Source organism: Citrobacter sp. FDAARGOS_156 (genome assembly GCF_001559235.2).
Classification (GTDB): domain Bacteria; phylum Pseudomonadota; class Gammaproteobacteria; order Enterobacterales; family Enterobacteriaceae; genus Citrobacter; species Citrobacter youngae.
Map to the genome: position 1 here is coordinate 2,995,829 of NZ_CP014030.2, position 12,600 is coordinate 3,008,428.

Here is a 12,600-nt window from a genome sequence, read left to right on the forward strand (position 1 = left end):
CATCAATCAGAAAGGTTCAAGGGTTGCGAACAGGCTGACAATTGCCAGCACAACAGCGCCTATACCCCATTCCAGCTTCGTCATCCAAATAAAATAGAGGGTCATGCAGCGGTTATCCTGCCGCATGCGTGGTACCAGAACATACCGATTCACCAGCGCAATCGCCACCATTAGCATGACCAGGGCACCTTTTAACAAAAGCAGCCGCCCGTAAGCCATGTGCCAGGGAACAGAAAAACCGACAATAAACAGCGCATTCATAATACCAGTAAGTAAAACACCGATAACAAAAAGATGCCCGTAGCGGGAGAAACGCATCATGGTGCTGATTGCCTGTTCTCGCCAGCGGCCATGCGCCATTCGCATACAGTAAAGTACGGGTAGCAGGCCACCGAACCAGGCGGCGGCGCATATCAGATGCAAGGCATGGTTAACCTGCTGGATTGCCCCAGTAATACCACTATGCAGCGTCGCATGCCCGACGCCAGCCAGCAAAATAAACTGCGCAATCGTCAGCATTAGCAGCCGTCGCGGCATACTGCGCGGTACGATAATAGTCACCGCCAGAGTGACTAGCGCAAGGATAATTTGCCACAGCCAGACGCCCCCGAATTGTGTTTGCAGGACAGCTCCCCAAACGGAGATGGAGAGGACATCCTGCCAACCCGCGCCCATTAATCCCCCCTGAACCGCCAGCATCAGCGTCGCGCTGATAAAGCTCCACGCCGCGGCGTGGCGTTGCAGATGCAAGAAACGACGCATCATCAAACGACGGAGCGATACAGGCGCCAGCCATGCACCATAGAGCGCACAGCCAAACACCAGCATCAGCGTGGTAAAATGGATAAAACGCAGTGCAACCCAGGTAAACGCCAGCATCGGTTATTTCACGCTAAAGGTATATTGCCCCTTCGTCTTGTGCCCATCCACTGACACAACGTGCCAGTCGACCGTATATTTTCCTGCTTCAAGTGTTTGATCAAGCGGAACAATCAGCTGTGTTTTGTCCTGCTCACTGCGTGACGCCTTGCCCGTTTTGATCTGTTCTTTGTTTGGACCTGTCAGCGTTGCACCGCTGAATCCCGGCTCTACGCCTTCAGAAAAATTCAGCGTCAACGCCTGAGGAGATGCCGCAACCTCGGCATTAGCCGCCGGGCTTTGTTTTGTGAGGTGGGCATGCGCCAGGGCGGCGGGCGTTGCCAGCACGCTGGCGAGTACGATGAGAGCGCTGCGAAGCATAGATGCAGATGAAGCCATTTCAACTATTCCTTTTTGTTATGTCTAATCTATAGAGAATAACCTTCTACAATGATCGAGTCGAGAATCATCATTTCAGGCTTGCCATTAATGCGCACTCTTAGTAACTTTTGCGCGCTAATGGAGAGATGAGGAAAAACGTATGAATATTAATCTGGCCAAACTTGAGCAAGCAGAAATGGATAAGGTTAACGTCGATCTCGCTGCGGCAGGTGTCGCATTTAAAGAGCGCTACAACATGCCTGTCGTTGCTGAAGTAGTCGAGCGTGAACAGCCTGCACATTTACGCGACTGGTTCCGTGAACGCCTGATCGCGCACCGTTTAGCTTCTGTTTCCCTGTCACGTTTACCTTACGAGCCTAAAGTTAAATAAACCTTATATTAAGTTACAATTCCTTACATGATGCCTGCTACAGTATAAGTACATTCTTAATCTACTATTTAAGGATGGTTGTAGACACTATGAAAAGGAAATCATTATGTCACACTGGAAAATTGCTGCAGCGCAGTACGAACCACTTCAACGATCATTAAGCGAACACGTCGCCCATCATTTGCAGTTCATTCAGGCAGCGGCTAAATGCCAATGCGAATTGTTGGTTTTTCCATCATTGTCCCTGTTGGGATGTGTGGACGAAGACGACGCTCTCCCAGCCCCACCTGATGAAGAGTTATTGCAACCCCTCGCCCACGCTGCGGCCACGTATCGTATGACCATCATTGCCGGGTTGTCGGTAGAGCATCACGATCGCTTTGTGAAGGGAATAGCGCTTTTCTCTCCCTGGATGACCTCGCCGTTAATGTTTCATCAAAGCCATGGCGCCTGTATCGCCAGGCAACAAAATGCCATCAGCGTTGTCGACAGTCAGCCGGAAGGTATTGATATCGACCCGACATTTTCGCTGTTCACAACCTGTCAGTCCGTCAGCGAACCAGAACTGCTCTCTTCCGCTTCGCGCCTGCAAAGTTTTTCACATAAATTCGCCATTGCGGTGCTGATGGCCAATGCACGTGGCAGCAGCGCGTTGTGGGATGAAGGGGGTCGGTTAATTGTACGCGCAGACAGCGGTTCGTTACTGTTAACCGGACAACGCACGCCACGGGGTTGGCAAGGTGATATCATTCCATTACGCTAGTCGTTTTGGTCTGGAGCCCGGCATGTTGCGCATAATAGATACAGAAACCTGTGGTCTGCAGGGAGGCATTGTTGAGATTGCGTCTGTCGATGTCGTTGACGGAACGATCGTCAATCCCATGAGCCATCTGGTGCGTCCTGACCGTCCCATCAGTCCACAAGCCATGGCTATCCATCACATCACCGAAGCGATGGTAGCGGATAAACCGTGGATTGAAGACATCATCCCGCAGTATTACGGCAGCGAGTGGTACGTGGCGCATAACGCCAGTTTTGATCGGCGTGTGCTGCCCGAAATGCCAGGAGAATGGATTTGCACCATGAAGCTTTCCCGCCGTCTGTGGCCGGGGATCAAATACAGCAATATGGCGCTCTATAAATCCCGCAAGCTGAGCGTCCAGACGCCGTCTGGTCTGCACCACCACCGCGCGCTTTATGACTGCTACATCACAGCGGCACTGCTGATCGACATTATGAAGACGTCCGGCTGGACCCCGGAGCAAATGGCCGATGTCACCGGTCGTCCTGCGTTGCTAACCACATTTACCTTCGGAAAATACCGCGGGAAACCGGTATCTGAAGTCGCTGAACGCGATCCGGGCTATTTGCGCTGGCTGTTTAACAACCTTGACAATATGAGCCCGGAATTGCGCCTAACGCTGAAACACTATCTGGATAACGCCTGAGTTTACGCTTGTCCAGGCAGTGTGCCCTGCGCCAGCCCAATCAAAAACGCGTATTCCAGGGCCACACCTTCGTAAGATTTATAACGTCCGGATTTACCGCCGTGCCCGGAATCCATATCCGTGCAGAGTAACAGCAGATGGTCGTCCGTTTTCAGCTCACGCAGTTTTGCCACCCACTTTGCCGGTTCCCAGTATTGCACCTGGGAGTCGTGCAAGCCCGTTGTCACCAGCAGATGCGGATAAGCCTGCGCGGTAACATTGTCATACGGACTGTAGCTTTTCATGTAGGTGTAATACTCTTCCTCCTGCGGATTACCCCACTCTTCAAACTCACCGGTCGTCAGTGGAATTGACTCATCCAGCATTGTGGTCAGCACATCGACAAATGGCACCTGTGCAATGACGCCATGAAACAGTTCGGGGCGCTCATTGATGGCAACACCCATTAACATTCCTCCGGCGCTTCCTCCCATGCCATAACATAGCGAAGGCGCGCCATAGCCCATTTTTAGCAGTGCATCGCAGACGTCGAGATAATCATTGAAGGTATTTTTCTTATGCAGAAACTTACCGTCTTCGTACCACTGTTGCCCTAACTCACCGCCGCCACGGACATGGGCAATGGCATAAACAAAGCCGCGATCCAGCAGGCTCAAGCGGCTGCTGCTGAAATCGGCGTCCATGCTGGCGCCATACGAGCCATAGCCGTAAACCAGTAACGGATTTTTTCCTTTCAGGAAGTACTTTTGATGGTAAACCAGCGAAACCGGAACCTCGGTACCATCCCGCGCGGTGATCCATACGTGTTCGCTGCGGTAGTTCGCCGCATCAAATCCGGGAACCTCCGTCTGCTTGAGCACGCGACGCTCTCCGGTGTCCATATCCAGTTCAAACAGCGTATCCGGAGTGGTCATGGAGGAATAGCCATAACGCAGGCGCGAGGTCTCCGGCTCAGGGTTATAGGCAAGCCATGTCACATACGCCGGATCGTCAAAGGCGATACCGACCACTTCGCGCGTTTTACGATTGATCTGGCGCAGACTGGTTAAGCCCCGCTGGCGCTCTTCCACCACCAGCCAGTCTGTGAACAGCGTAAAGCCCTCCAGCATGACGCTGTCGCGCGGCGGGATCAGCGTCTCCCAGACTTGTTCATCACGCACCCGGGTACGGTACAGGCCGAAATTTTTACCCTGACGGTTGGAACGCAGATAAAACGTATGTTGATAGTGATCGAGACTGTATTCATGGTCTTTCCGGCGCGCCAAAAAGACCAGTGGCTCCGCATCAGCCAGTTCTGCATCAATGAGCATAACCTCACTGGTGGTTGCACTCGCAATATGAATAACAACATAGTGCTGTGAGGTGGTTTTATGCAGACTGACATAAAACATATCATCGGCTTCTTCATATACCAGCTCATCCAGTGATGATGGCGAGCCTACGGTATGCCGCCAGACCTGAAACGGCAGCAATGTGGTTTCATGCTTGCGGACATAATAGAAAGTCTGCGAGTCGTTGGCCCAGACTAATTCCGGCTCGACGTTTTCAAGTACCTCCGGGTACCAGTTACCCGTTTGTAAGTTGCGAAAACGCACGCCATATTGCCGGCGGGACAGATAATCCTCAGCCAGCGCCATAATGGTGTTATCCGGGGATATCGCCAGTCCTCCCAGCGTATAAAACTCACTGTGGGCCGCGCGCTGGTTACCATCCAACAAGGTGTCCCATTCATCCCACTCTTCACTGAAGGCAGACTGACGTTGATAAATGGCATATTCGCACCCCGGTTCATAGAGATGGCGATAGCGGTACCCATTTTTCACATACGGTGCAGACACATCCTGAGGGGGAATACGGTCGATAATCTCTTTCAGAACACGATCCTGCAAAGCTTGCTGCGAAGCCATCACCTGGCGGCCATATGCATTTTCTTGTTGCAGGTAATTCAGTACTTCTGGTTGCGAGCGGGTGTCATCTCGCAACCAGTAATAATTATCAACGCGGGTGTCGCCATGCTGCGTCATGGCGTGGGGAATACGAGGAGCTTTAGGTAGCATGTCATTGTTCTTTTGCTTAATCATCCTATAAGGGTGGCAAAAGTCAGCAATGATGCAAGCGAAACATGCGCCTTGGCGGTAACTATTTAACCCGGCAGGGCCTGTTTTTGTTCCTTAAGATCCTGCTCAATCCCTTCACGAACATCCTGCGGGATCTTCAACGCATCACCCAATGCATTCAGATAACTGCGTTCCATAAAGTGGTCGATATCAATCGCCGCACAGCTCAGGAAGTAAATTTCTAGCGCTTCTTCTTCGTTACGGATCCCCTGAGCCAGACGCTGAGGATCGAGTGGTTGTTCAATCGCACGTTCAATCAGAACGCGGCCCTGCTCTTCCACGCCCGCTTCACGGAGCTGCTGCTCAATAGCGCTACGTTCTTTGGCATCAATATGGCCATCGCTTTTCGCCGCAAAAACCAGCGCCAGAATCAGGCGTTCGGTTCGCTCATCCAGCGGTGAGCTTTGTGCACCAAACTGCGGCTCATCCTGATGCGCTGCGCGAACTTTATCCTTGTACTTGTTCCATAACACAGTCCCGGCAACCGCACCGCCGCCCACCAGAAGCGCGCTGGTGCCGTATTTACTCAGTAATTTACGAGAAGATTTGTTGGCAACCAGTAATCCTGCCAGACCGCCTAACGCGCCTGGAACGAGAAGTTTACTCAGCCCTTGCTCGCCAGAAGATGACGCGGAGGAACCCTTTTGCCCAAGAAGAGATTGTAGTTGATTTAGCCAGTTAGCCATTTTGCCCCTCAAGTACAGACGAATAATCATCAAAGCGTACCCGAGGGGATGTCAGGAAGTGTTCAGGTCATCAAAAGATGTGCAAATACCTCCGTTACTGCGGCTGATACTCCGCTGTTCCGGCTTTGCAGTCGACTTTTACCTGATAGTGAATATCCGCACTTTTACCGCGAACAGTCAGGGGGACAGACCATTTACCGTCTTTGCCCGTAATATCGGGCGTGTTTACCCAGGCGACCGGATCGGCTTGCCCGACGCGCTTTTGATCGTCAGCCCAGCGCGCGATGCGATTTTGTTGATAATCACGTTTCACGCTCGCCGCAATACCGTTAGCGTCCAGTCCCTCACACTTGGGGAACTGGACGTTTTTGCTTTCCATATTTGCCGCAAATACAGATACGCTGGCAGACAGCAGCAGCAGGCTCAATAACGTTCTTTTTTTATACATTCTTTTCTCCTTAATCTCCCCTTCGTCATTCAGATTGCCTGTAGCAACGGGAAATAACGTCAGGGATTGCACAATGATTCAGGGAAAAGCATGGTACAAAATATCAGGAGCGCAAGTCGCTTCAGGCCGCCTGGGTATCATCCTCAGCGTGCGCGTCGTTGTCGACCACCTGTGGAGAAGGCAGCTTGCCGTTTTTGAGGATGGCGCTTAGCACATCTTTTTGCTCAGCCAGCCACAGGGAAAGCGCTTCGCGCTGCTCGTCTTCAAGCGCTACCGGCGATTGCTCCAGCCATGTATCGAGCAAATCCGCTGTATCCAGCATTTTGTCATACGCATCGGCTTCCTTTTTGCTGGTAAACGACATTTTTTCCTCACCTTCCCGAATGACTACGTATTTAACTTCAACCGCCATTTTGCAGCCTCTTAAATTACCTGTATTTATGTACAGTATATTCTTTTTAAGCCCTGAAATCAACCTGGTAATAAAGACAGACGCAAACGTTTTCGTATATACTGCGCCCAGATAAAACAGGGGATTAATTTATGACGTTATTAGGCACAGCGCTGCGTCCAGCAGCAACGCGAGTGATGTTATTAGGTTCGGGAGAACTGGGTAAAGAGGTGGCAATTGAATGTCAACGCCTGGGTGTGGAAGTCATTGCCGTGGATCGTTACCCCGACGCGCCAGCGATGCACGTTGCTCATCGTTCCTACGTCATCAACATGTTGGATGGTGATGCATTACGCCAGCTCGTCGAGCGTGAAAAACCACATTATATCGTGCCGGAAATCGAGGCGATCGCCACGGATATGCTGGTAAAACTGGAGCAGGAAGGCCAGCGTGTCGTGCCATGTGCAAGAGCAACGCAACTGACCATGAACCGGGAAGGGATCCGTCGACTTGCCGCCGAAGAATTGTCTTTACCGACCTCTTCTTACCGCTTTGCTGACAGTGAAGTCCGCTTTCGCGAGGCCGTCGCTGAAATCGGCTATCCCTGCATCGTAAAACCGGTAATGAGTTCTTCCGGTAAAGGCCAGAGCTTTATCCGTTCAGCCGATCAGCTCGCTGCAGCCTGGGACTATGCTCAACAGGGCGGTCGGGCTGGTGCCGGACGCGTTATCGTCGAAGGCGTAGTGAATTTTGATTTTGAAATCACACTGCTTACCGTCAGCGCCATTGACGGCGTACATTTTTGCGCACCGGTTGGACATCGCCAGGAAGACGGCGACTATCGTGAATCCTGGCAGCCGCAGCAGATGAGTGAACTGGCACTGGCGCGCGCGCAGGAGATTGCCCGTAAGGTGGTGCTGGCGCTGGGAGGCCACGGACTGTTTGGGGTCGAACTGTTTGTCTGCGGTGATGAAGTGATTTTCAGCGAAGTCTCCCCTCGCCCTCACGACACGGGTATGGTGACGCTGATTTCTCAGGATCTGTCCGAGTTTGCCCTGCACGTGCGTGCATTCCTTGGTCTTCCCGTTGGCGCAATCCGCCAGTATGGGCCGTCAGCATCAGCGGTGATCCTGCCGCAGCTAAGCAGCCAAAACGTTACCTTTGATAATGTGGATGCTGCCGTTGGCGCGGGTTTGCAGATACGTCTGTTTGGTAAACCCGAAATCGACGGTACGCGTCGTTTAGGTGTCGTACTGGCAACTGCAGAAAGTGTTGAAGAAGCTGTTGATCGCGCAAAAAACGCGGCTTCACAGGTAAAAGTGACAGGTTAAAACCGGAGCCGTAGACCGGATGAGGCAGTAAAACCCCATCCGGCAAAGCCCGATATCGGCGCTAACGCCTCTTATCGGGCCTTCGGTTTACACGTTGATAGCTTACTGCTTCGCGCCTTCAACCGCTTCGCGAGCCAGTTTGGTGATACGATCGTAATCACCCGCTTCCAGCGCATCCGCCGGAACCAGCCAGGAACCGCCAATGCACAGTACGCTTTTCAGTGCCAGGTAGTCGCGGTAATTCGCTGGAGAGATACCACCGGTTGGGCAGAAACGGACCTGTGAGAACGGACCCGCAATCGCCTGCAGCGCTTTCGTACCGCCGTTCGCTTCAGCCGGGAAGAATTTGAACTCTTTCAAACCGTAGTCCATACCCAGCATCAGTTCAGAAACGGTGCTGATACCCGGGATCAACGGAATAGTGCCTTCAGTTGCGGCTTTCAGCAGCGGCTCGGTCAGACCCGGGCTGATGGCGAACTGTGCACCCGCTTCGGTGACTTCAGCCAGCTGTTGTGGATTCAGTACGGTACCCGCACCAACGATAGCATCCGGAACTTCTTTGGCGATCGCGCGAATGGCATCCATCGCACATGCGGTACGTAACGTCACTTCCAGAACGCGCACGCCCCCTGCAACTAACGCTTTTGCCATCGGCACAGCGTGTTCCAGTTTGTTAACCACAATAACCGGTACAACCGGGCCAGTGGTCAGGATTGCTTCTGCACTTGTCTTCCAGTTTTTCATCAGAGTTTTCTCTCGCCTGATTACAAATTAAGTCTTAAAAAGTGATACAGGTTGCGCCCTGCTCCGCACCGGACAGCTTTTCACGCAACGCGCTGAACATTTCACGCCCGGTACCCACGCGCGAAGCGCTAAGGTCAGGGATGTGAGGCTGACGGGAAGCAAGTTCCTCTTCATCAACCAGCAGCGTTAATTCACCTGTCTGTCCATTCACACGAATGATGTCGCCATCGCGCACTTTCGCCAGCAGCCCGCCATCGTAAGCTTCTGGAGTTACATGGATTGCTGAAGGCACTTTACCTGAAGCACCTGAAAGTCGTCCATCGGTAACTAACGCAATTTTGAAACAACGGTCCAATAATACACCAAGTGGCGGCATGAGTTTATGTAATTCTGGCATTCCGTTCGCTTTTGGTCCCTGATGGCGCACAACGACCACACAATCCCGGTCAAGCAGACCCGCATCAAACGCCGGTAACACATCATGCTGACTTTCGAAAACAACTGCAGGCGCTTCAATCACCTGATTTTCAACTGGAACAGCTGAGGTTTTCATCACCGCACGCCCCAGGTTACCGCTCAGTACTTTAGTGCCGCCGTGATGGGAGAATGGCTGTTCAAAGGCGGCAATCACATTGCTGTCCAGTGATTTTTCCGCACCTTCGCGCCAGTCCAGTTCACCATTGTTGAGCCACGGCTCCAGGGTGTAGCGCGATAAACCGAATCCAGCGACAGTGTTCACATCTTCATGTAACAGACCCGCATTCAGCAGTTCACGCATTAATACAGGCACACCGCCAGCAGCCTGGAAATGGTTAATGTCTGCCGGGCCATTCGGGTACAGACGCGCCATCAGCGGCACGATATCGGATAGATCGGAGAAGTCATCCCAGTTAATCAGAATACCGGCTGCACGCGCCATGGCTACCAGGTGCATCGTATGGTTGGTTGAACCGCCGGTCGCCAGCAGTGCCACAATACCGTTCACAACCACTTTTTCATCGATCATTTTCCCGATCGGCATCCACTCATTACCGTTACCGGTCAGACGTGTTACCTGACGGGCCGCCGCTGCGGTCAATGCTTCACGCAGTGGTGCATCCGGGTGAACAAAAGAGGAGCCTGGCAACTGCATGCCCATGAACTCCACTACCATCTGGTTGGTGTTAGCGGTGCCGTAGAACGTACAGGTACCCGGCGCATGATAAGACGCAGCCTCGGATTCGAGCAGTGCCATACGATCCACTTTGCCTTCGGCATACAGTTGACGAATACGCACTTTCTCTTTGTTCGCCAGACCACTCGTCATCGGGCCTGAAGGGATGAAGATTGAAGGCAGATGACCAAAGGAAAGCGCCGCCATGACCAGGCCCGGGACAATCTTGTCACATACACCGAGGAACAACGCACCGTCGAACATATTGTGTGAGAGCCCCACAGCCGCTGACATCGCAATGACTTCACGACTTAGCAGAGAAAGCTCCATACCGTCCTGGCCCTGGGTCACACCGTCGCACATCGCAGGTACGCCACCAGCAACCTGGCCCACCGCATTGGCTTCATGTAGTGCTTTGCGAATGATGGCCGGATAGTGTTCATACGGCTGGTGTGCGGAAAGCATGTCGTTATAGGAGGTAATGATCGCGATATTGTTACGCAACATGCTTTTGAGCGAGGCTTTATCCTCCGGCTGACAGGCGGCAAAACCATGCGCCAGATTGCCGCATGCCAGCTGTGAGCGATGGACGGTAGTCGTTTTAGCCTGTTCGATTCGAGCGAGGTAGGCGGAACGCGTGTCCCGGGAACGTTCGACGATACGTTGTGTTACGCGTAACAAATTCGGATTCATAGAGGCTCCTAAAATTTATCTGTCAGAGCGGTTGGTTAAACAATGTATTCAGCATTACTAAATGTAGCTGAATCGCTTGTTAGCCGTAGCTCAGGGGCAAAATCGTTTCAGGCAGTGTAATAAAAAAAACCTCGCGGGTGAATCCACGCGAGGTTTAAAAGTGCAAAAATTATTCTACAATCTGTGTTAGATCATGTTACCGGTAAAATAACACCTAATGGCTAGATGATCTTTTACTCGAATTCGTTCCAGGAACGACCGTCACGGGTAATCATGGCCACAGACGCAACCGGTCCCCAGGTTCCTGCCTGATAAGGCTTCGGCGACTCGTTATCCATCGCCCAGGCTTCAGTAATTGAATCCACCCACTTCCAGGCTTCTTCGACTTCATCGCGACGCACAAACAGAGCCTGAATACCGCGCATGGTTTCCAACAGCAGGCGCTCATAGGCGTCGGCCAGGTGCGTTTGGTTGAAGGTTTCTGAGTAGCTCAGATCCAGCTTAGTGATCTGCAGATTATGTTTGTGGTCCAGACCCGGCACTTTGTTCAGTACCTGGATATCAACCCCTTCATCAGGCTGCAAACGAATAGTCAACTTGTTCTGCGGCAGATCCTGCCAGGATTCTTTAAACAGATTCAGCTCAGGTGTTTTGAAGTAAACCACCACTTCAGAGCACTTGGTTGGTAAACGTTTACCGGTACGCAGGTAGAACGGTACACCCGTCCAACGCCAGTTATCGATATCGACGCGGATCGCCACAAACGTTTCCGTATTGCTGCTCTTATTCGCGCCCTCTTCTTCCAGGTAACCCGGTACCTTTTTACCCTGGGCAAAACCAGTGGTGTACTGGCCGCGAACCGTTTTTTCACGCACGTTCGAGCGATCGATGCGACGCAGCGATTTCAGGACCTTCACTTTCTCATCGCGAATGCTGTCGGCGCTCAGATCAGCCGGAGGGGACATTGCGATCATGCAGAGGATTTGCAGCAAGTGGTTCTGGATCATATCGCGCATTTGACCGGCCTGGTCAAAATAGCCCCAGCGGCCTTCAATACCGACCTCTTCAGCCACGGTAATTTCTACGTGATCGATAGTGCGGTTATCCCAGTTGTTCACAAACAGGGAGTTGGCAAAACGCAGTGCCAACAGGTTCAGGACCGTCTCTTTCCCGAGATAGTGGTCAATACGATAAACCTGGCACTCTTCGAAGTATTCGCCAACCTGATCGTTGATTTCACGGGATGTCGCCAGAGACGTGCCCAGCGGTTTTTCCATCACCACGCGAGCGGGTTTAGCATTCAGCTTTGCTTCACCCAAGCCTTTGCAGATCGCGCCAAAGGTGCTTGGCGGCATAGCGAAATAGTTAATCGTGGTACGTGATTTTTGATCCAGCATCTCGCCCAGACGGCTAAATGCGGCGGTGTCATTGACGTCCAGGTTACAAAACTCCAGACGGCCACTGAGAGTTTCCCATAAACTTTCATCAATTTTTTCTTTCATGAAAGTTTCGAGCGCTTCGCGTACAACCTTGGTATAGGCAGCTTTGTCCCAATCAGCACGCCCAACCCCAATGATACGGGTTTCCGGGTTAATCTGGCCGGCCTTTTCCAGTTGATACAGGGAAGGCAGCAATTTCCGTCGCGCCAGGTCGCCCTTCGCACCGAAAATGACCAGGTCACATGCCTGGGCTGTTTGCGTTACCGCCATGTCATTCTCCTCAATTAAGTGCCTGGTGCTTTTGCCAGACACTGGTTGTAATTTTATTACAGTGCACTGTACTGCTTTTACGTGAATCCGGAAACCGTAAACGCTTATCCAGCCGTGCTGTTACCGCGAACAGCCGCTTTATTGGCGTATAACCCATCAAAATGGATAAAAAAGTCGTATTTTTCGTACCCATGACGAAGTATGAAAATCCGACTCCGATCATGTAATGAAAAAAAACAACAACTATTCT

Annotated in this window: 13 protein-coding genes; 4 read left to right on the forward strand and 9 right to left on the reverse strand. The window is 52.0% G+C overall.

All coding sequences use genetic code 11. The annotated features are described in order from the left end of the window. Window positions 1-6: 6 nt before the first annotated feature. Window positions 7-879: a copper homeostasis membrane protein CopD gene (gene copD, locus AL515_RS14675; protein WP_061068069.1), complete on the reverse strand. Its 873-nt coding sequence runs from the start codon at window positions 877-879 to the stop codon at window positions 7-9. 3 nt (window positions 880-882) lie between these two features. Continuing rightward, window positions 883-1,257: a CopC domain-containing protein YobA gene (yobA, locus tag AL515_RS14680; RefSeq protein WP_044711069.1), complete on the reverse strand. Its 375-nt coding sequence runs from the start codon at window positions 1,255-1,257 to the stop codon at window positions 883-885. Between the two features lie 142 nt (window positions 1,258-1,399). On the opposite strand from yobA, the gene AL515_RS14685 reads away from it, so the two are divergent. The 3 genes from AL515_RS14685 to exoX all read left to right on the forward strand — a co-directional run bounded on the left by AL515_RS14685 (window position 1,400) and on the right by exoX (window position 3,078). Then, window positions 1,400-1,630: a DNA polymerase III subunit theta gene (locus tag AL515_RS14685; protein WP_005120732.1), complete on the forward strand. Its 231-nt coding sequence runs from the start codon at window positions 1,400-1,402 to the stop codon at window positions 1,628-1,630. Between the two features lie 106 nt (window positions 1,631-1,736). Next, window positions 1,737-2,393, forward strand: a complete 657-nt coding sequence (locus AL515_RS14690; protein ID WP_061068070.1) for a carbon-nitrogen hydrolase family protein — start codon at window positions 1,737-1,739, stop codon at window positions 2,391-2,393. A 22-nt stretch (window positions 2,394-2,415) separates the two neighbouring features. Further along, window positions 2,416-3,078, forward strand: a complete 663-nt coding sequence (gene exoX, locus AL515_RS14695; RefSeq protein WP_061068071.1) for an exodeoxyribonuclease X — start codon at window positions 2,416-2,418, stop codon at window positions 3,076-3,078. Window positions 3,079-3,080: 2 nt separating this feature from the next. On the opposite strand, the gene ptrB is transcribed toward exoX, so the two are convergent. From ptrB to yebG, 4 genes are all read right to left on the reverse strand, one after another. Then, entirely contained in the window at window positions 3,081-5,135 is a 2,055-nt protein-coding gene (gene ptrB, locus AL515_RS14700) for an oligopeptidase B (protein ID WP_192575267.1), read from the reverse strand. An 86-nt stretch (window positions 5,136-5,221) separates the two neighbouring features. Continuing rightward, window positions 5,222-5,881, reverse strand: a complete 660-nt coding sequence (locus AL515_RS14705; RefSeq protein WP_061068073.1) for a tellurite resistance TerB family protein — start codon at window positions 5,879-5,881, stop codon at window positions 5,222-5,224. 94 nt (window positions 5,882-5,975) lie between these two features. Further along, on the reverse strand, window positions 5,976-6,329 hold the full coding sequence (yebF, locus tag AL515_RS14710) for a protein YebF (RefSeq protein ID WP_003034909.1): 354 nt from the start codon (window positions 6,327-6,329) through the stop codon (window positions 5,976-5,978). A gap of 121 nt (window positions 6,330-6,450) precedes the next feature. Further along, window positions 6,451-6,741: a DNA damage-inducible protein YebG gene (yebG, locus tag AL515_RS14715; protein WP_048211378.1), complete on the reverse strand. Its 291-nt coding sequence runs from the start codon at window positions 6,739-6,741 to the stop codon at window positions 6,451-6,453. Window positions 6,742-6,872: 131 nt separating this feature from the next. Between yebG and purT the strand changes: the two genes are divergently transcribed. Next, a complete protein-coding gene (gene purT, locus AL515_RS14720) occupies window positions 6,873-8,051 on the forward strand; it encodes a formate-dependent phosphoribosylglycinamide formyltransferase (protein ID WP_061068074.1) in 1,179 nt (392 codons plus the stop codon). 102 nt (window positions 8,052-8,153) lie between these two features. On the opposite strand, the gene kdgA is transcribed toward purT, so the two are convergent. The 3 genes from kdgA to zwf form a co-directional block, all read right to left on the reverse strand. After that, entirely contained in the window at window positions 8,154-8,795 is a 642-nt protein-coding gene (gene kdgA / locus AL515_RS14725) for a bifunctional 4-hydroxy-2-oxoglutarate aldolase/2-dehydro-3-deoxy-phosphogluconate aldolase (RefSeq protein ID WP_003034901.1), read from the reverse strand. A 34-nt stretch (window positions 8,796-8,829) separates the two neighbouring features. Continuing rightward, window positions 8,830-10,641 (reverse strand): phosphogluconate dehydratase, encoded by a 1,812-nt coding sequence (edd, locus tag AL515_RS14730; RefSeq protein ID WP_061068075.1) that lies wholly within the window; start codon window positions 10,639-10,641, stop codon window positions 8,830-8,832. A gap of 233 nt (window positions 10,642-10,874) precedes the next feature. Continuing rightward, entirely contained in the window at window positions 10,875-12,350 is a 1,476-nt protein-coding gene (gene zwf / locus AL515_RS14735; RefSeq protein ID WP_061068076.1) for a glucose-6-phosphate dehydrogenase, read from the reverse strand. Window positions 12,351-12,600 lie beyond the last annotated feature (250 nt).

Excerpts from the sequence above, each read along its gene's own strand:
- copD (WP_061068069.1), bottom strand. The coding sequence starts at position 879 with ATGCTGGCGTTTACCTGGGTTGCACTGCGTTTTATCCATTTTACCACG.
- yobA (WP_044711069.1), bottom strand. The coding sequence starts at position 1,257 with ATGGCTTCATCTGCATCTATGCTTCGCAGCGCTCTCATCGTACTCGCC.
- AL515_RS14685 (WP_005120732.1), top strand. The coding sequence starts at position 1,400 with ATGAATATTAATCTGGCCAAACTTGAGCAAGCAGAAATGGATAAGGTT.
- AL515_RS14690 (WP_061068070.1), top strand. The coding sequence starts at position 1,737 with ATGTCACACTGGAAAATTGCTGCAGCGCAGTACGAACCACTTCAACGA.
- exoX (WP_061068071.1), top strand. The coding sequence starts at position 2,416 with ATGTTGCGCATAATAGATACAGAAACCTGTGGTCTGCAGGGAGGCATT.
- ptrB (WP_192575267.1), bottom strand. The coding sequence starts at position 5,135 with ATGCTACCTAAAGCTCCTCGTATTCCCCACGCCATGACGCAGCATGGC.
- AL515_RS14705 (WP_061068073.1), bottom strand. The coding sequence starts at position 5,881 with ATGGCTAACTGGCTAAATCAACTACAATCTCTTCTTGGGCAAAAGGGT.
- yebF (WP_003034909.1), bottom strand. The coding sequence starts at position 6,329 with ATGTATAAAAAAAGAACGTTATTGAGCCTGCTGCTGCTGTCTGCCAGC.
- yebG (WP_048211378.1), bottom strand. The coding sequence starts at position 6,741 with ATGGCGGTTGAAGTTAAATACGTAGTCATTCGGGAAGGTGAGGAAAAA.
- purT (WP_061068074.1), top strand. The coding sequence starts at position 6,873 with ATGACGTTATTAGGCACAGCGCTGCGTCCAGCAGCAACGCGAGTGATG.
- kdgA (WP_003034901.1), bottom strand. The coding sequence starts at position 8,795 with ATGAAAAACTGGAAGACAAGTGCAGAAGCAATCCTGACCACTGGCCCG.
- edd (WP_061068075.1), bottom strand. The coding sequence starts at position 10,641 with ATGAATCCGAATTTGTTACGCGTAACACAACGTATCGTCGAACGTTCC.
- zwf (WP_061068076.1), bottom strand. The coding sequence starts at position 12,350 with ATGGCGGTAACGCAAACAGCCCAGGCATGTGACCTGGTCATTTTCGGT.